Origin of the sequence: Halomonas sp. G11, from assembly GCF_001663515.1 — a bacterium.
Taxonomy (GTDB): Bacteria; Pseudomonadota; Gammaproteobacteria; order Pseudomonadales; family Halomonadaceae; genus Vreelandella.
In genome coordinates, this window is record NZ_LYXG01000017.1 from 73,511 (window position 1) to 91,527 (window position 18,017).

Consider the following 18,017-nt stretch of genomic DNA (forward strand, 5'->3'; position numbering starts at 1 on the left):
GGTGTCTTCAGCCTTTGTAGAGTCGCGGGTTCATGACGTCACGCAGCCAGTCGCCCAGCAGGTTGATGGACAGTACCAGCACCACCAGTACCGCCCCGGGAATCAGCGTGATCCACCAGGAGCCCGACTGGATATAGTCGAACCCCGACTTGATCAGCGAGCCGAGCGACGGGTGGGTTTCGGGCATGCCCAGGCCGAGAAACGACAGTGCGGCTTCTGAAATGATCGCGTTGGCAATCTGTACCGTCGAAATCACGAAGATCGGGGATAGCGTGTTGGGCAGTACGTGCCGGAACATGATGCGTTTGCTGCGGAGCCCCATCACCCGGGCGGCATCGACGTATTCCTTGTTTTTCTCGGCGAGCACCGAGGCGCGTACGGTACGTGCGTACTGGGGCCATTCCGCGAGGCCGATAATCAGCACCAGCAGCGGCACGGCATAGGCGCTGAAGGTCTCGCCACCGAAAATGGCCTTGACCAGCGCGCCGACGATAATGGCGACCATCAGGGTCGAGAACGACAGCTGGATATCGGCGAGACGCATCAGGAACGCATCGATACGGCCCCCCAGATAGCCGGCGAGCAGGCCAAAACAGACGCCGATCAGCGCCTGGAGAGCCACGGCACCAAAACCGATAATCAGCGATACGCGTGCGCCGTACAGAATCGTCGAGAGCATGTCGCGGCCCTGGGCGTCGGTGCCCAGCAGGTACTGTGCGTCGCTACCCTCGATCCAGAACGGCGGCAGCTCCGAGGCGAGAATGTCGATCTGTGCCAGGTCATAGGGGTTCATGGGCGAAAGCCAAGGCGCCAGAACCGCGATGGCGACCAGGGCAACGAACACCAGCAGGCTGATTTGAGCGACCATGTCGCGTTTGAAACTGTAAAACAGGTACGAGTCGCGAAAGCGTTCCCAGCGGCTGGGAAGCGCGGAAGAAGATGCATTCATGCGGGCTTTCCGGTGAGTTTGATGGTGGGGTTAACCAGGCCATAAATCAGGTCGACAATGGTGTTGGTGATCACGAATATCAGGCCCACGATCATGAGATAGGTCACGATGAGCGGAATATCAGAACGCTCGATGGCATCCAGGAACATCAGCCCCATGCCAGGCCACTGGAAAACGGTTTCGGTCAGGATGGTGTAAGCCACCAGCGTACCAATCTGTACGCCGCCAACGGTGATGACCGGCAGCATGGTGTTTTTCAAGGCATGCAGGAAATAGATGCGGCGCATGGAAATGCCCTTGGCCCGCGCAAACTTGACGTAGTCGGACTGCATCACTTCGAGCATTTCAGCGCGGATCAGGCGAATGAACAGCGGCAGCATGATCGATGCCAGTGAAACGGCGGGGAGCACCAGGTAAGTCAGCCCTTCAAGGCTGGCAAAGTTGGTTTCCCAGGTGCCAAACACGGGGACTGGGTTACCTCGGCCGTAAGCGGGCATGCCGCCGTCCGTGGATATCAAACCATTGAGCCAGCTGCCCCAGGCGGTATCGGCGGGAAAAGGGGTCCAGCTAACACCGATGGCAAACAGCTGTATCAGCATGATGGCGGTAAGAAACACCGGGATCGAGATGCCGACAATCGAGACGCCCATAAAAAAGCGGGAAAGCCAGGCGCGAGGCTTGATGGCGCTATAAACGCCAATCGGCACCGACAGGGTGATGATTAAAAAGGTAGCCGCGGCCACGAGCTCCAGCGTCGCCGGTAGGTGGCGCGCAATGACCTCGGTGGTAGGCTGGTTGAAAACGTACGAATAGCCGAAATCGAACTGCGCCGCGTTGATTGCAAAGCGCGCGTACTGCACCAGGAAAGGGTCGTTGAGCCCAAGCTCTTCACGCAGTTCGGCACGCTGGCTCTCCGGTACCGACTGGCCGACCATCTGCTGAATCGGGTCGCCCAGGTTATCTTGTATAGCGAAGGCAATGATGCTGATGACAAACATCACCAGCAGCGCATGGAAAAGGCGCTTAACCAAAAAGGCGATCATGAGAACGTTTCCGTCAGTAAAACAGGGAGAGCTCGCCCCGAAGCGGATACCCTCGGGGCGAGCTTGTCGGATGACGCTGGGTTAATGCACTGGAGGCCTTATTCGGCGTCCATGACCAGGTCACCCAGGTAGGGGAAGTTCATCACGTTGACCACCGGCTCGATGTTGACGTGATTGGCCGACGCCCAGGCCAGGTCCTGCCAGTGCAGCGGGAGAATCGCGGCTTCGTCGTACAGTGTTTGCTCGACTTCCTGAAGCATCGCTGCACGCTTGGCGCGATCCACTTCCACATTGGCTTCGGCCACCAGCGCGTCGAGCTCTGGATTGCAGTAGTTACCGGCGTTGTACTGTCCGGCGCCGGTATCCGGATCCGGGCAGGCCGTCAAGTACTCATGGAAGTTGGCGCTGTCTTCGGTATCCGAGTGCCAGCCAATCAGCATCATGTCGGCGGCACGGTCGTCGTACTCGCCCCAGTACTGCGCTTTGGGAAGCGTGCTCAGGTCCACGTCGACGTTAATGCGGGCCAGCATTGCCGCCACGGCCTGGGCAATCTTGGCATCGTTCACGTAGCGGTTGTTGGGCGCCATCATGGTGATGTCAAAGCCGTCTTCATAGCCTGCTTCGGCCATCAGTTCCTTGGCACGCTCCAGGTCGTGGCGCAGCTCCAGGCTTTCGACATGACCGGCGTAACCTTCCGGCGAGAACTGCGCGGCCGGAGTGGCAAAGCCTTTCATCAACCGGTCAGCAATCGCTTCCTGATTAACGGCGTAGGCAAAGGCCTGACGTACGCGTGGATCCTGGAACGCCTCGACACGCTCCTGGTTCATGTGGAAGAAGATGATTCGCGTGCCCGACATCGTTACGAGCTGGGCGTCTTCGCTTTCACGCACGCGGTCCAGGTCATTGGGCGGTACCGGGGCGATGAAATCAACGTCGCCGGAAAGCAGTGCCGCAACCCGGGTCGCGTTCTCACTGATGGGCGTGAGGATGATGTTATCGACGTTGCCCGGTGATTCGGTGTCCCAATAGTTAGGGTTGCGTTCGAACTCGGTACGTACGCCTTGCTGACGATCGGCGATGGTATAAGGGCCAGTGCCTGACACATTACGTGAGGCAAAGGAGTTGCCGTTTTTGACGATTTCGTCTTTCGGGTCACCGTCCTCGGCTTCCCCCGAATAGAAGGCACTGTCCATGGGGAAGATGTAAGTCGCCAGGTTCAACAGCAACGGATAAGGGGTCTTGGTGGTGATCTCTACCGTGTAGTCGTCAACGGCGGTGACGCTTTCGATCGGATCAAAAATGGCCTTGAAGTCAGGGCTGCGCTTGAGGCGTTCGATGGTCCAGACCACATCCTCGGCAGTGAAGGCGTTTCCACTGTGGAATTCAACCCCTTCGCGCAGCGACATGCGCATGGTGGTGTCGTCGATGCGTTCCCAGTCAGTGGCCAGGCGCGGCTCGAACTCAAGGGCATCGTTCCAGCGTACGAGCGGGTCGTGGGTCATATGCGACAGCTGCAGTATCCCGCCCGAAAGCTGTTCGTGAATATCCAGCGATACCGGGTCAGCATCATAGGCCATGCGCAGCGTGTTTTCAGCCTGAGCGGCGGTGGACAGTAGGGCTGTACTGGCAAGCGTTGCGCCAACCACCGAAGCCAGTAGCGTTTTTTTAAACGTCATTATCGTTCCCTGTATAAGGATATTGTTTATTTGCTTTGCTGCTTTTTCTCCGGGTTTGAAGACGTTACGGAGACGTGTTCAAAGCAGCAAAACAGACACGGTCAGCTCGAAAGCTATGTGTCTAACATAGTGAGAGGCGATGGCTTTCTACAATCGAAATAATGACTGACCTCATTCAGCATATGAATGAGGCAGGCGGTGGCGAGTGTTACGGAGAGGAATTGCGACGAAAGGAGTAGTTGGAAAAGGGTACGCTAAAAGGCTTTCAAATTAGCCAAACCGCTGATGTAGCCAGCGATTGATCTCATCGGATTCATACAGCCATTCTTCGCGTCCATCTTCGTGGGCAATTTTCAAGCACGGCACTTTGACGCGGCCGCCACCTTCCTGCAGTGCCTTTTTGTGGTCAGGGTCCAGCTGGGCATCACGTTTTTCGATCATCAGCCCCAGGCGGGCCATTTCCTTGCGCACCTTGATGCAAAATGGGCAGGTGCGGAACTGATACAACGCCAGGCTGTTGCAGGCTTCGTCTACCTTGGCCTGTTCTTCAGGTGAGCGCTTTACCGACTGTGGGGTCGAAAGTTTCTCGGATATCATCATGATCGGTGCGAGCACCACGCGGAGGCCGCGGAAAAAGTAGCGTATCAGCATGCGCATAAAGTAACCCTCGTCGTCGTGCTTGCCGTCTCGATGGGAGTAGCGGCAAGCGTAGGTGTGTTGGCTGACCGGCATCCTGCAATATCTAAGTGACGTTGTCACCGGAGGATGGTTCCCTGGCGGCATTGCCTCCCTTCAAGACAGGTGAGCCAAGAGGCTGGGCGTGCTAGGCTTGCCAGCTGTTTTTGGGTTGTTTAGAGGCGTAGCGATGCATCTGCACATTATCGGAATTTGCGGCACTTTCATGGGCAGTTTGGCGCTGCTCGCCCGGGAGCTGGGTCATCAGGTGAGTGGCTCCGACGCCAATGTCTATCCGCCGATGAGCACCCAGTTGGAAGAAGCGGGGATCAGCCTGATGGAAGGCTACCGGGCCGCGCACCTGCAGCCAGCCCCCGATATGGTGGTGGTAGGTAATGCGCTTTCCCGTGGCAATGAGGAAGTCGAAGCCTTGCTGAACAGCGGCCTCCCCTATACATCTGGCGCCCAGTGGCTGGCAGAGCATGTGTTGCCGGGGCGGCGGGTGATCGCCGTGGCGGGCACACACGGTAAAACCACCACCGCCAGCCTGTTAGCCTGGCTGCTGGAGAGTGCAGGGTTATCGCCGGGGTTTCTGATCGGCGGAGTGCCACGCAATTTTAATGTCTCGGCCCGGCTGGGGTCGCTGGATGCGCCTTTTGTGGTGGAGGCCGACGAGTACGACACGGCGTTTTTCGATAAGCGCTCCAAGTTCGTCCACTATCGCCCGGATATTGCCGTGTTGCATAACCTGGAATACGACCACGCGGATATTTTTCCCGACCTTGCCGCCATCGAGCGTCAATTCCACCATCTGGTGCGCACCGTGCCCAGCCGGGGGCGTCTATTGGTCGGCGATGGGCAGCCAGCGCTTGAGCGTGTGCTGGAGCAGGGCGTTTGGACGCCGGTCGATCATGTGGGCGACCACCCGGAAAGCGCTTGGCAGTTGCGCAGTGAGCGCGACGATGCAAGCCGTTTTCAGGTCATCTACCGCGACCCTGAAAGCAAGATTGAAGAAGATGGCGTGGTGGAGTGGGCCTTGACCGGCGAGCACAATGCGCGCAATGCGCTGGCTGCCTTGGCCGCGGCCAGGCAGTGCGGGGTCGACCTGGCACGTGGCTGTGCCGCCCTGGCGCGCTTTGAAACCCCACGCCGTCGCCAGGAGGTGCGCGGTGAGGTCAACGGCATTCAGGTCATTGATGATTTTGCCCATCACCCCACCGCCATTGCGGCGACACTTCAGGGCCTTCGGGCGGCAACGCCAAAAGGGCGCCTGCTGGCGGTTATCGAGCCGCGTTCCAATACCATGCGATTGGGGGCAATGCGTGAACGTCTGATGGAAAGCGTGGCGCAAGCCGATGCGATTTTCTGGTTCCAGCCGCCCAGCGTGGCCTGGTCGATGGAGACGCTGGTGGACGCCCAGGCGCATTCGACGCTTTACGATGATATCGACGCCCTGGTGAGCGCGGTCGTCACCCAAGCGTCGCCTCAGGATCGTATTGTGGTGATGTCGAATGGCAGCTTCGAGGGCGTTCATGAGCGCTTGATAAGCGCATTAGCCGCCAGGGAGGAGGCGTAATGGCCGCGACTTTCAAGCCACCGGTCACCGTTGCGCTGACCGGCGCCTCGGGGGCACAGTACGGGCTTCGGCTGATTGATGTATTGATCGCCGCTAACCATGAAGTCTGGGTGATGATCTCCAAAGCCGCCCATATGGTGATCGCCACCGAAACCGAGGTGACTCTTCCTGCTCAGCCAGAGCGGCTCGCCGCGGCGCTGAGCGAGCGCAGCGGCGCGGCGGCGGGGCAAATTCGCTGTTTTGGTCGTGAGGACTGGATGGCGCCTGTGGCGTCAGGGTCTGGCGCGCCGTCCGCCATGGTGATCTGCCCGTGTTCCACGGGTACGCTGTCTGCGGTGGCCACCGGCGCCAGCAACAACCTCATCGAGCGTGCCGCTGACGTGGCGGTGAAGGAGCGGCGTACCCTGGTGATGGTGCCGCGTGAGAGCCCGTTTTCCCCCATTCACCTTGAGCACATGCTCACCCTGAGTCGGCTGGGCGTGGTCATCCTGCCAGCAGCGCCTGGGTTCTATCATCGTCCTCAATCGATCGAGGATTTAATCGACTTTATTGTGGCGCGTATTCTCAATCAGTTGGGAATTGAGCACCAACTCATGCCCCGCTGGGGGGAAGATCAATTGTCTGCTTCAACGACCAAGGATGGATAGCCAATGATGTCGTGGGCCACGCTTTCGGTGTTTGTACCGACGTTTTTGCTGGTGTCGTTAACGCCGGGTATGTGCATGACCCTGGCGATGGTTCTGGGGATGACCCAGGGCGTCAAGCGCGCGCTCTGGATGATGGTCGGCGAATTGATCGGGGTCGGGCTGGTAGCCGCGGCAGCGGGCGCAGGCGTGGCGGCACTGATGCTCCGCCAGCCAGCGCTGTTTATGGCGTTCAAGTGGGTGGGCGGTGCCTACCTGGCCTATATCGGCATCATGATGTGGCGCTCAAGAGGGCGCATGGCAATTCCCAATGAGCTTGAAGCTGGCCCACCGGCAGGGCGTTGGCAATTGGCACTCCAGGGATTTTTAACGGCCGTCGCCAACCCCAAAGGATGGGCGTTTTTCATGGTGCTGTTGCCGCCTTTCCTGGATAGCAGCCGACCTCTCGGCCAGCAACTGATAACGCTGATCGCCGTCATATTGACCATCGAGTTTGCCAGTATGCTGGTTTATGCCACTGGCGGGAAAACACTGCGTCGGGTATTGGGTAAAAGCGGCAATGTCCGCCTGTTGAACCGCATCGCCGGGACCTTGATGATCGGGGTGGGGATATGGCTGGCGCTGGGATAAGGGCAGCGTCAACAATAAGCCGATAAGGCCGTTCGTCTGTCAGGGGGTTGCCAGTGCGCGGCCCCGGTTTTCCAGGCGCTGAAGATAGTGTTCAAAATTTTCTTTGGGGCAGGGCAGGCAGGCGGCAATGCGCGCCTCGCACTGTCCGGTTTCGACCAACACGCGTCGGGACAGGGCGCGCTGAAGCCGGTCCCGGACCAGTAGCGCACCGCTTTCGCTGGTGTCGGGTAACACTAGCCAGAAAGTGGCATTGTCGGCACGGCCCAGCAGGTCGTGGTCGCGACAGCAGCTGTAGACCTCGGTGCACAAGGCGCTGAGCAATGCCTGGGCGGCTCGGGCGCCGAACTGTTCCTCCGCCATGTCGCGCTGGGGTAAATGGATGACCAGTACTGCCAAGCGCTGGTTGAGCATATCGGCCCGCTGGTATTCACTGTGCAAGCGCTCTTTGAGCGTGTCGATGTGGTAGGCCTCACACTCGCTGTCATTGGGGTCGGTGGCTCTCAGCAGTGCACGGCGACGCGCATGCTCCCAGCGCGGAAGTGCCAGCAAAAGCACCAGGGCCACGTAACCCATCACCAGGGTGGGCGATGCCTGGGCGAGCGCAGGCATCAACCACCACAGTGGAATCAATACAAGGTGCAACAAGACCGCGCCCATCAGCGGAAGCAGCAGGAAGGCGGCGGTCATCGGCAAGCCGATCCAGATCAGCGGGGTCTCGGGCTGGTAATAAAGCGCGCCGATGACGCTTGCATAGGTGCAAAAAAGCAGTACCAGCCTCGGCAGGTGGGCGCGCATGTCCTGGCCCAGATGGAGCAGAAAGGCGGCCAGCAGGAGCAGGACCATAAAGCTGGGAATGACGAGGTCGCGATACTCGCCCATGGCATAAAGCCAAACAGCATAGCAGCCCATCAAGGCGATGCTGGCTATATACGCAAGCGTCACCAACTGTCGGGGGAAATGATGCTGGGTCATGGCTGGCCCCGCCATTCACTTGCCTGCCGTTGGGTCAGCGTTTGAAGCGTTGAGGGGTTGGGGGGCACATCCATTAATTCGATCGGGTTGGCGATGGTGTTGTCGGGTAACGCATTGATTAACGACTGGTAACGCTCATGGGCCTCGGGCGCCGAGCGTGACAGCATTAACGTTGCCAGGGTCGTGCCATCGAGGCGGTAGACATTTTCGAAGTCGTGGGTAAGTTCGCAGAGTTTTTTGGCTGTTGGCCACAGTTGATGGCGTTTTACATGCAGGACGATTAGCTCCCCATAAATGCCTTCCCGGGCGCAACGCGTCTGCTCACGCTGGATGTCCCTCACCAGTTGCTCGCCAGCCCAGAGGTTCAAGCCCGGAACGAGCCGCAAGCGTTGGCGAATCGCTCCGTTCATATCGATCAACTGTTGCGCACGCGCCAGTGCCAGAACGCACAGGATCGCCAGTGAAATGACCATTAATAGCCAGGCGGGTGTCGATAACTGTGGCGCAACCAGTACACTGCTGAGTAGGGCAGCGCTTATGTTGAACGCGGCCACCCAGCTCATTTGCGGTAACATGAACAGGGCCGCCCAGGCCCAGATCAGCAGACCGTGGCGTTCCGGTGCGGCGGCAATCAGCCCGAGTAGAAGTGCGCCCGGTAACAACTGCCACGGGCGACCACGCGGATAGCGGTGGCTGAAGTCCAGCAGCAGGGCAGTGATAAACAACCAGCCCACCGATAGCCACAACACGAGTGCCGCAGACGGCGGTGCAGAGGGTGTCCATAGGGCAAGCACCACGGCCGCCGCCAACAGGTTGGCTCTCAATAGGCGTATTTTGTATTTATTTTGCATGGTGGCTTACTATCAACCCCTGGAGAGATGCGTGATGGTGAGCGTGATATGCGTAAAATCGTCATCAGAAAGGTGGCGAAAAGTGTTAAATTAGCCCTTAGTATAGCGCTAAAATAGCTTAGCATGCCGCCTAACCTAGAGGCTAAATATGACCGGGTGGCCTATGCCCACCGAGGAATTTATGGAGATCGCATGAGCGTTTCAACATCGTTCGACGCCGATGCAAAGCTATCCCTTGAGGCTGGCGATGTCGCCGCCTACATGCAATCGCTGGGCAAAGCCGCTCGCCAGGCGGCGGGTGAGCTGCGCCGCGCTGATTCGGGTCAGAAAAACCGTGCGCTGTATGCCATGGCCGCGCGCCTGGATGCGGCCCGCACGGAGGTGCTGGCGGCCAACAGCGAAGATCTGGCTAGAGGCCAGCAAAACGGCCTGGACGCGGCTTTACTGGACCGTCTGGCCCTCAGCGATGGGCGTATCGACGCCATGATCGAGGGGCTGAACCAGGTGGCTGGGCTGCCCGACCCGGTGGGTGAAATCAGTGACATGCGCTACCGTCCGAGCGGTATTCAGGTAGGGAAAATGCGTGTTCCCCTGGGCGTGATCGGCATCATCTACGAGTCGCGCCCTAACGTGACCCTTGAAGCCGCCAGCTTATGCCTTAAAGCGGGCAATGCCTGTGTGCTGCGGGGCGGATCCGAGGCACGTGCGTCCAATGCGGCCATTAGCCGCTGTATCCAGGAAGGGCTAGGTGATGCAGGGCTTCCAGCCGGAAGCGTCCAGGTAGTGGCCACGAGTGACCGTGAAGCGGTGGGGGCGATGATCACCATGCCTGATTATATCGACGTGATTATTCCCCGCGGTGGCAAGTCGCTCATCGAGCGTATTGCCCGCGAGGCGAAGGTGCCGGTCATCAAGCACCTCGACGGTGTCTGTCATGTCTATATCCACAGTCTGGCGGACCCGGCCAAGGCGCTGGCGATTGCGGTCAACGCCAAGACCCACCGCTATGGCACCTGCAACACCATGGAAACGCTGCTGGTGGATGCGGCGATTGCCGATCTCTTGCTGCCCGAGTTGGCGCGTCAATACGCCGAACATGAGGTCGAGTTGCGCGGTTGCGAGCAAACCCAGGCGCTGCTTCCCCAGGCGCTTCCGGCAAGCGACGATGACTGGAGCGCCGAGTACCTGGCGCCGATACTTGCGATCAAGATAGTCGACGACATCGATGAGGCCATCGCCCATATTGAACGCTATGGGTCGCATCACACCGACGCCATCGTGACCGAAGACTATTCGCTGGCTCGCCGTTTTATGGCTGAAGTGGACTCCAGCTCGGTGGTCGTTAATGCCTCTACCCGCTTTGCCGATGGATTCGAATACGGTCTAGGCGCCGAGATCGGCATTTCGACCGATAAGCTGCATGCCCGTGGGCCGGTAGGCCTTGAAGGCTTGACGACCCAGAAGTATGTGGTCTTGGGCAGTGGTCAGGTTCGCGAATGACCCGTCCACCTCGTATTGCGATGCTCGGCGGCACTTTTGACCCGGTGCATAACGGCCATATGCGCAGCGCATTAGAGCTGCGTGATACGCTGGAGTTGGACAGGGTCCACATGATACCTGCGCCGCAGCCGCCCTTGCGCGATACGCCGCAGGTATCGCCGCAAAAGCGCCTGGAGCTGTTACAAACGGCCATTGGTGATACGCCGGGTCTTGAGGCCGATGCGCGAGAGCTTGAGCGCGATGGTCCTTCCTACAGTGTGGATACCCTGCGTTCATTGCGACACGAGTATGGCGAACAGGCGAGGCTGGTCATGGCGATTGGCTGGGACGCGTTTTTGGGGCTTGATCAATGGCACAAGCCTGAGCAGCTGTTTGCGTTTGCCCACCTGGTGGTGATCGCCCGACCCGGCCATGCCGAGGCACCGTCGACCCCCCTGATGGAACTGCTGGGCGAACGTGAAGTCGATAGCGTATCCCGCTTGATGGCCTCACCTCATGGGCAGGTGTTGCGCGTCACGTTGCCTTCCGCGATGGCCATTTCAGCGACCCAAATCCGTCAGTCGCTGGAGCAGGGAAAAAGCATTCGCTTTCTGGTACCTGAGACGGTGGAACGTGCCATTTTACGCGAAGGGCTGTATCAGCGCTGGCAGTCCGCTCATTAGTCGTTACAATGGCCCGCTTCAAAAAGCGCATTACACGGGGTTATCGTTAGGAGATATGCACATCGATACATTAAAGAGCGTAGCGCTTGATGCGCTGGAAGAACTGAAGGCTCGCGATATCGCTCAGTTGGACGTCACTGGGCTGACCGATGTTGCCGATATCATGTTGATTGCCAGCGGTACTTCAACCCGCCATGTTGCTGCCCTGGCCCAGAACGTGGTGGAAAAAGCCAAGACAGCCGGGCTGTCCCCGCGGGGCGTCGAGGGCGGAGATAATGCCGACTGGGTGCTTGTCGACCTGAGCGACGTGATTGTTCATATCATGCTGCCTGAAGCACGCGCCCTTTACGACCTGGAGCGTTTATGGGCCGACTTGCCCAGCGATACCGGGCTGCGTGAGCTTTCGCCACGTGACGAGCCGGCACGCATGTCATGAAAATCCGCCTATTGGCGGTGGGCAGTAAAATGCCCGCCTGGGTGGAAGAGGGCGTAGAAACCTACCGCAAGCGCCTGCCAAAAGAGTTCAGCCTGGATATCGAAGAGGTGGCGCTGGGGCAGCGTGGTAAAAATGCCGATATTGCCCGGGCTCGGGAGCAGGAAGCGGAGCGTATTCGCGGCAAGCTGCGGGGCAACGAGCATGTGGTTGCGCTGGAGGTCGATGGCAAGGCCTGGACCACCGAGCAGCTCGCCCGTCAAGCCGATGGTTGGCGGTTGCAAGGTCAGGATGTAGTGCTGCTGGTTGGCGGTCCCGACGGGCTTGATCCTGCCGTGTCGGCGATGGCCCAGCAACGCTGGTCGTTATCGCCGCTCACCTTACCTCATCCGTTGGTGCGTATTATGCTCGCCGAGCAGCTTTATCGCGCCTGGACGCTGCTGGTGGGGCATCCCTACCATCGTTGAGTTATTCAGGCAGCTCTATGCCCGTCATCGATTGAATAAGAGTTAGTCATCGCTATGCCACCGCGCTCCGACAAGCTTAAGAATACCGAGCAAGAACTGCGGATTTTTCGTGCCAGAGCGCTACTGGCCCTTGTGGTCGTGGTGGCTTTGACGAGCCTGTTGGTCGGGCGTCTGGCCTATCTGCAGGTTGTCCAGCACGATGTTTACAGCACGCGCTCCGAAAAAAACCGTGTGCGGGTTGAACCCCTTCCGCCTAACCGTGGGTTGATATACGACCGTAACGGGGTGCTGCTGGCGGAAAACCGTCCCACCTACAACCTGACACTGGTGCGCGAGCGCTCGGAAGACGTCGATGAAACCCTGGAACTTCTGGTCGAGCTTCTTGAACTCAACGGCGAAGAAATCAACACTTTCTATGAACGCTCAAAGCAATGGCAGCGTCCCTTCCAGCCGGTTCTGCTGGCCAGCGACCTCAGTGAGGAGCAGATTGCCCGGTTAGCCGTTAACCGTCATCAGCTGCCGGGGGTGGAGGTCGAAGCTCAGTTACTGCGTTATTACCCCAATGCTGAAGTGATGGCGCATGCGCTGGGTTACGTCGGGCGAATCAACGCCGAAGAGTTAGCCGACCTGGATGCCACCCGCTATGCCGGTACACACTTTATCGGCAAAACCGGCATTGAGCGGTTCTATGAGGATGAGCTGCACGGCCAGGCAGGTTTGCGCAGGGTTGAAACCAACGCCCGGGGGCGTGTACTGCGAGAGCTTGGGCGCACCGACCCGGTTCCCGGCAAGGATTTGACCTTGACCCTTGATTCGTCGCTGCAGATGCTCGCTTACGAATTAATGGATGGTCGCCGTGGTTCCATCGTCGCCATCGAGCCGGACAGTGGTGAAATCCTTGCCATGGTGTCAACGCCCGGTTTTGACAGTAATCAGTTTGTTACCGGTATCGACAGGGCTTCGTATCAAGCGCTTCAGGAAAACCTGAACCTGCCGCTGTTCAATCGGGCGACTCGCGGCCACTATCCGCCTGGTTCGACGATCAAGCCCTTCCTGGCGCTTGGCGGGCTTGTCGAAGGAGCGATCACGCCCGATACCACCATCAACGACCCTGGCTATTATCAATTGCCCAACGATTCACGACGCTATCGCAACTGGCTGCGTTGGGGGCACGGTCGCGTGGATCTGGAGCGCTCGCTGGCAGTGTCCAACAATACCTTCTATTACTCGCTGGCCCACGAAATGGGCATTGATAGCCTCCACGAACAAATGACCAACTTCGGTTTTGGTCAGCGTGTTGCGCATGATGTCCAGAGCCAAAGCTCGGGCTTGATGCCATCGCGTGAATGGAAGCGCGAACGTTTTAACCAGTCCTGGTATCCAGGCGAGACACTATCCGTGGGCATTGGCCAGGGGTACTGGCAGGTCACGCCGCTGCAGTTGGCCACCGCCACGGCCACATTGGCCAACCGTGGGGATTGGGTAAAACCACGCATGGCGCGAAAAATCGGCGATACGCCACTGGAGACGGATCTGCCGAATACGCCTGAGGATATTAACCTGGCGCAAGATGACTGGTGGGACAGCGTGTTCAGCGGCATGGAAAAGGTGGTGAGTGGCAGCGAAGGCACCGCACGCCGTATTGGAGAGGGTCTTGAGTATCGCATGGCCGGTAAGTCGGGCACTGCACAGGTGTTTTCATTGGGTCAGGATCAGCGCTACGACGCCGACGAGCTCGAAGAGCGCCTGCGTGACCATGCGCTGTTCATCGCCTTTGCCCCTATTGAAGACCCGCAAATTGCCGTTTCGGTCATCGTTGAAAATGCCGGTGGCGGGAGTACCCACGCCGCTCATCTTGCCCGGGCGATGACCGATGAATGGTTGCTGGACGACGATGCCCCCGAAGTCGATGAAGTGCGCGAGACCCTGGAAACCGATACCAGCAATGTGGAGGGCAACTGACCATGCCATGGCAGGCCATCACCCGATCAATACGCGGTAATCCGGTGCGTTCCAGTGGCGGTATTCCCAAGCGTCGCAGTATCTGGGAGCGCATCCACCTTGACCCCTGGCTATTGGGCCTCCTTCTGATCCTGATGGGCAGTGGCCTTTTGGTGATCTATAGCGCCTCTGGCCAGAGCATGAATGTGGTTATTGCCCAAGCCATGCGCTTTGGCGTGGCGCTGGTGGCAATGGTGGTGGTGGCTCAGTTTTCACCGATCTTCTTTTTGCGCTGGTCGCCCGTGGCTTACGGGATCGGCGTGCTGATGCTGGTCGCCGTAGAACTGGTCGGTGACATTGGCATGGGTGCCCAGCGCTGGCTGGAAATCCCCGGTGTCATACGCTTTCAGCCTTCAGAGATGATGAAGCTGGCCGTCCCCATGATGGTGGCGGCGTATCTCTACCGCTGTGAACTGCCGCCCAAGCTCAAAGACATCGCGGTGTGCGCGTTGATTATTGGTCTTCCGGTGGCGTTGATTGCCGCCCAGCCCGATTTGGGTACATCGCTGCTGGTCGCCAGTGCAGCGATCATTGTCGTGTTGCTGGCCGGCTTGTCGTGGCGACTGATCGGATTGGTGTCTGTGCTATTGGTTTCCGGCTTTCCCTTGCTGTGGATGAATCTGCATGACTACCAGCGGCAGCGCATACTGACGTTCTTGAACCCGGAGACGGACCCGCTGGGTTCAGGCTGGAATATCATCCAGTCGACCACCGCCATTGGCAGCGGTGGCGTTTTCGGCAAGGGGTGGCTTGAAGGAACGCAATCACAGTTGGAGTTTCTGCCTGAGCGCCATACCGACTTTATCGTCGCGGTGCTGGGCGAAGAGGTTGGCCTTGTTGGCATGGTGGTATTGATCTTCCTGTACCTGCTGATCGTGAGTCGCGGGCTGTGGTTGGCAAGCGAGTCACAGAATACCTTTGGCCGTCTGGTCGCGGGCAGCATTATTCTGACGTTTTTTATCTATGTATTTGTCAATATCGGTATGGTGAGTGGCATATTGCCGGTCGTTGGGGTGCCGTTGCCGCTGGTTAGCTACGGCGGCACCTCAAGCGTGACCTTGTTGTTAGGGTTCGGTATTCTCATGTCGATTCACGCGCATCGTCGGCTTCTTCCACGCTAGCGGTAGCGATAGAAAATCACAGCGCAGCCCACAGGAGCAGTGAGTGAATGAATAGAGCCAAACGGATGGCAGGTGTCGGCGTGTTGGGCATTATGGTCGGCGGCTTGGCGTCTCCTCTTATGGCAGAGGACGCCGAGAATTTCGACCCTGAGCATCACTCAGGCGCGCGTGCACTGGTGAAAAGTCTCAAGGACGAAGGATTGCCGGGCGACTGGTTAAACCGGCAGTTGCGTCAGGCCAGGCTGCGTCAGTCGGTGCTGGATGCCATGGCGGGGGCCGCCGAGCGTCACCTTGAGTGGCACGAGTACCGCGATATTTTCATGACCCAGCAACGCATTGAAGAAGGCGTCGAATTCCAGCAAGCCCATCAGGAGGCGTTTGCCAAGGCGGAAGACGTTTATGGTGTTCCCCGCGACATCATCACGGCGATTATCGGCGTCGAGACCTATTATGGCCGCTATCGGGGGGATCACCCGGTACTGGACTCCTTGGCGACACTGGCCTTCGAACACCCCAGCCGGGGCGATTTTTTTACCCGTGAGCTAGGGGCCTTTCTGCAGATTGCATACGAGCAACAGGTTGACCCTGCGGCCCTCAAGGGCTCCTACGCCGGGGCAATGGGCTACCCACAGTTCATTCCGACAAGCTACCAGGCCTATGCCGTTGACTTCGATGAAGACGGGCAGCGCGATCTTTGGAACAACCCGGTTGATGCGATTGGCAGCGTTGCCAATTATTTTGCGGAGCACGGCTGGCAGGAAGGGGGCGCTGTCTATTACCCGGCCAAGGGGCCTGAAACAGCGCCATCGGATCTGACCATCAACCAGATAACCCCGCCCGATACGTCGTTGGAGGCGTTGGAAGGTGCGGGTATCACGTCCGATGAGGCGCTGGATGCGCTGGATGAAAATGCCTCAGTCACGCCGCTGGTGCTTACCCTGGGCGATGGCCAACTGATGTATCGACTCGGCGTGCACAATTTTTACGTGATTACCCGCTACAATCATAGCCATCTTTATGCCATGGTCGTCGCCGAATTAGCGGAGGCCATCGCGGCTGAGGCGCAAGCGGTGGGCGTAGAAGAACCCCAAGGTGAGGATGACACATGAAGTGTTACGCTAAAGTCTGGCAGCCATTAGTTTGGACAGCCTTGATTTTGGTTGTCGTCAGCGGCTGTGCGAGTCACGAGCCGACGAGTGGCTCAAGCCAGCCAGCGCAAAATCGCCAGGGAGAGAGTGCCGGGCCGAACAATGACCGTGATACTGCTGGTGGGCGTTACGCCATGAGCGGAGATGCCTATCCGCTCGAGCCGCCGGATGTCTCCAACGTGCCGGATGCGGTACCCCGGGATGAACCGCTTTCACGGGCGGGCAATCGGTCGACCTACGAGGTATGGGGTAAAACCTATCACGTCCTGCCCAATGCCGACGGGTACAGCAAGGAAGGGCTGGCCTCCTGGTACGGCGAAAAGTTTCACGGTTATGCAACGTCGAACGGTGAAATCTACGACATGTACAAAATGTCGGCGGCGCACCGTTCCCTACCATTGCCCACCTACGCGCGCGTGACCAATGAGCGTAACGGACAGTCGGTGATTGTCAGGGTCAATGATCGCGGCCCTTTCCACAGTGATCGCGAAATTGACCTTTCCTACGCGGCAGCCGCCAGGCTGGATATTCTGGATGAAGGGACCGGCGAGGTGAAGGTCGAGGCAATAAATCCCGAGCAGTGGCAGGCGCAGCATTCGCGTAACACGTCTCGGTCACCGCCCGTGTCCGACGAGACGGCAACGGCAAGTTCCGCGGAAACGCCAGGGCGCAGCAGAGATAGTCCGCCGGGCGAGCCGAGCGGCGAGGTCGTCTATCTACAAATAGCCGCGTTAGGCAACCCTGAAAACGCTCAGCAGATGCGCGCACAGCTGAGCAATGCCATACCTCACGATGTGCGTGTGAGCCAAGACGACGATATTTATCGCGTTCAGGTGGGCCCGGTTTCTGCTGATCAAGAGAGTGACGCTCGCAAAGCGTTACACGATGCGGGCTTTACCGATGTATTTATCGTGCGATAATTGCAAATCGCTATTTTAGACGCGCGCTAACGAGCGCGTTTTTTTTCAAGTTAATGAGAATGTCATCATGAAAGTGTTCAGTGCTTTGTTTTCTTCCGTGCGGCTTTGTTTGTTGGCGGTAACAATTGTGGCTGCCCCTGCTGCCAGTGCCCAAGAGACCCCTCAGCCACAGACCCTTATTCCTGCACCGCCGCAACTGGCCGCCAGTTCGTGGATATTGATGGATGCCGATAGTGGCAAGGTGTTGGCACAGCATAATGCAGATGAGCGCTTACCACCCGCCAGCTTGACCAAGTTGATGACCGCCTATCTGGTAGAGCGTGAGCTGGATCGCGGGAGCATTGCGCTTGATGACCAGGTAAGCATCAGCGAAAAAGCGTGGCGCACGGGCGGCTCTAAAATGTTCGTCGAAGTCGGCGACCAGGTCGCGGTTGAAGACCTGCTGCATGGCATCATCATTGTGTCGGGCAATGACGCCAGTGTGGCGATGGCCGAGCACCTGGCGGGCGGTGAAGCCCCGTTTGCCGATTTGATGAACCAACATGCCGCACGCCTGGGCATGGAAAACTCCAATTTTGAAAACCCGACGGGGCTGCCGGGAGAAAACCACTATTCGTCTGCCCGCGATATGGCGCTTTTGACGCAACATATCGTCAATGACTATCCAGAGCATTATGCCATCTACTCTGAACGCGAGTTTACCTACGGCGGTATTACGCAACCGAACCGTAACCGCCTCTTGTGGCGTG

18 protein-coding genes are annotated in these 18,017 nt (G+C 58.5%); 12 read left to right on the forward strand and 6 right to left on the reverse strand.

What is annotated here, in order from left to right; genetic code table 11:
- Window positions 1-7: 7 nt before the first annotated feature.
- From ADS46_RS09260 to ADS46_RS09275, 4 genes are all read right to left on the reverse strand, one after another.
- Window positions 8-949, reverse strand: a complete 942-nt coding sequence (locus tag ADS46_RS09260; RefSeq protein WP_066319212.1) for an ABC transporter permease — start codon at window positions 947-949, stop codon at window positions 8-10.
- Entirely contained in the window at window positions 946-1,992 is a 1,047-nt protein-coding gene (locus ADS46_RS09265) for an ABC transporter permease (RefSeq protein WP_066319214.1), read from the reverse strand. The genes ADS46_RS09260 and ADS46_RS09265 overlap by 4 nt, the downstream gene beginning before the upstream one ends.
- A gap of 98 nt (window positions 1,993-2,090) precedes the next feature.
- On the reverse strand, window positions 2,091-3,668 hold the full coding sequence (locus tag ADS46_RS09270; RefSeq protein WP_066319216.1) for an ABC transporter substrate-binding protein: 1,578 nt from the start codon (window positions 3,666-3,668) through the stop codon (window positions 2,091-2,093).
- A 270-nt stretch (window positions 3,669-3,938) separates the two neighbouring features.
- Window positions 3,939-4,325 (reverse strand): glutaredoxin family protein, encoded by a 387-nt coding sequence (locus ADS46_RS09275; RefSeq protein WP_066319270.1) that lies wholly within the window; start codon window positions 4,323-4,325, stop codon window positions 3,939-3,941.
- Between the two features lie 208 nt (window positions 4,326-4,533).
- Here ADS46_RS09275 and mpl point away from each other — a divergent pair, with 208 nt between their 5' ends.
- The 3 genes from mpl to ADS46_RS09290 are packed head-to-tail and all read left to right on the forward strand — an operon-like array spanning window position 4,534 to window position 7,193.
- Complete coding sequence (mpl, locus tag ADS46_RS09280) at window positions 4,534-5,919, forward strand: UDP-N-acetylmuramate:L-alanyl-gamma-D-glutamyl-meso-diaminopimelate ligase (RefSeq protein ID WP_066319218.1); 1,386 nt, start codon at window positions 4,534-4,536, stop codon at window positions 5,917-5,919.
- Window positions 5,919-6,566 carry a flavin prenyltransferase UbiX gene (locus tag ADS46_RS09285; protein WP_066319220.1) on the forward strand — a complete coding sequence of 216 codons (648 nt, stop codon included), beginning with the start codon at window positions 5,919-5,921 and terminating at the stop codon, window positions 6,564-6,566. Before mpl ends, ADS46_RS09285 begins: the two co-directional genes overlap by 1 nt.
- A 3-nt stretch (window positions 6,567-6,569) precedes the next feature.
- Window positions 6,570-7,193, forward strand: a complete 624-nt coding sequence (locus ADS46_RS09290; RefSeq protein ID WP_199825210.1) for a LysE family translocator — start codon at window positions 6,570-6,572, stop codon at window positions 7,191-7,193.
- Between the two features lie 39 nt (window positions 7,194-7,232).
- Here ADS46_RS09290 and ADS46_RS09295 read toward each other — a convergent pair whose 3' ends face one another.
- Window positions 7,233-8,165: a diguanylate cyclase domain-containing protein gene (locus tag ADS46_RS09295; protein WP_066319276.1), complete on the reverse strand. Its 933-nt coding sequence runs from the start codon at window positions 8,163-8,165 to the stop codon at window positions 7,233-7,235.
- Window positions 8,162-9,016: a hypothetical protein gene (locus ADS46_RS09300; protein ID WP_066319221.1), complete on the reverse strand. Its 855-nt coding sequence runs from the start codon at window positions 9,014-9,016 to the stop codon at window positions 8,162-8,164. Before ADS46_RS09300 ends, ADS46_RS09295 begins: the two co-directional genes overlap by 4 nt.
- 192 nt (window positions 9,017-9,208) lie before the next feature.
- Here ADS46_RS09300 and ADS46_RS09305 point away from each other — a divergent pair, with 192 nt between their 5' ends.
- The 9 genes from ADS46_RS09305 to ADS46_RS09345 form a co-directional block, all read left to right on the forward strand.
- Window positions 9,209-10,516 (forward strand): glutamate-5-semialdehyde dehydrogenase, encoded by a 1,308-nt coding sequence (locus ADS46_RS09305; protein ID WP_066319222.1) that lies wholly within the window; start codon window positions 9,209-9,211, stop codon window positions 10,514-10,516.
- Window positions 10,513-11,178, forward strand: a complete 666-nt coding sequence (nadD, locus tag ADS46_RS09310; protein WP_066319223.1) for a nicotinate-nucleotide adenylyltransferase — start codon at window positions 10,513-10,515, stop codon at window positions 11,176-11,178. Before ADS46_RS09305 ends, nadD begins: the two co-directional genes overlap by 4 nt.
- A gap of 55 nt (window positions 11,179-11,233) precedes the next feature.
- Window positions 11,234-11,614: a ribosome silencing factor gene (gene rsfS / locus ADS46_RS09315; protein WP_066319226.1), complete on the forward strand. Its 381-nt coding sequence runs from the start codon at window positions 11,234-11,236 to the stop codon at window positions 11,612-11,614.
- The gene (gene rlmH / locus ADS46_RS09320; RefSeq protein ID WP_066319229.1) at window positions 11,611-12,078 is read left to right on the forward strand and encodes a 23S rRNA (pseudouridine(1915)-N(3))-methyltransferase RlmH; all 468 of its coding nucleotides are present in this window, start codon (window positions 11,611-11,613) and stop codon (window positions 12,076-12,078) included. Before rsfS ends, rlmH begins: the two co-directional genes overlap by 4 nt.
- A gap of 54 nt (window positions 12,079-12,132) precedes the next feature.
- On the forward strand, window positions 12,133-14,040 hold the full coding sequence (gene mrdA, locus ADS46_RS09325; RefSeq protein ID WP_066319237.1) for a penicillin-binding protein 2: 1,908 nt from the start codon (window positions 12,133-12,135) through the stop codon (window positions 14,038-14,040).
- 2 nt (window positions 14,041-14,042) lie between these two features.
- Window positions 14,043-15,200: a rod shape-determining protein RodA gene (gene rodA, locus ADS46_RS09330; RefSeq protein WP_066319240.1), complete on the forward strand. Its 1,158-nt coding sequence runs from the start codon at window positions 14,043-14,045 to the stop codon at window positions 15,198-15,200.
- 47 nt (window positions 15,201-15,247) lie between these two features.
- On the forward strand, window positions 15,248-16,309 hold the full coding sequence (gene mltB / locus ADS46_RS09335) for a lytic murein transglycosylase B (RefSeq protein ID WP_066319248.1): 1,062 nt from the start codon (window positions 15,248-15,250) through the stop codon (window positions 16,307-16,309).
- Window positions 16,306-17,268, forward strand: coding sequence for a septal ring lytic transglycosylase RlpA family protein (locus ADS46_RS09340; RefSeq protein WP_066319253.1), 963 nt, complete (start codon window positions 16,306-16,308; stop codon window positions 17,266-17,268). The genes mltB and ADS46_RS09340 overlap by 4 nt, the downstream gene beginning before the upstream one ends.
- 67 nt (window positions 17,269-17,335) lie before the next feature.
- Window positions 17,336-18,017: D-alanyl-D-alanine carboxypeptidase family protein (locus ADS46_RS09345; RefSeq protein WP_156524492.1), on the forward strand; the 682-nt coding region annotated here is incomplete at its 3' end.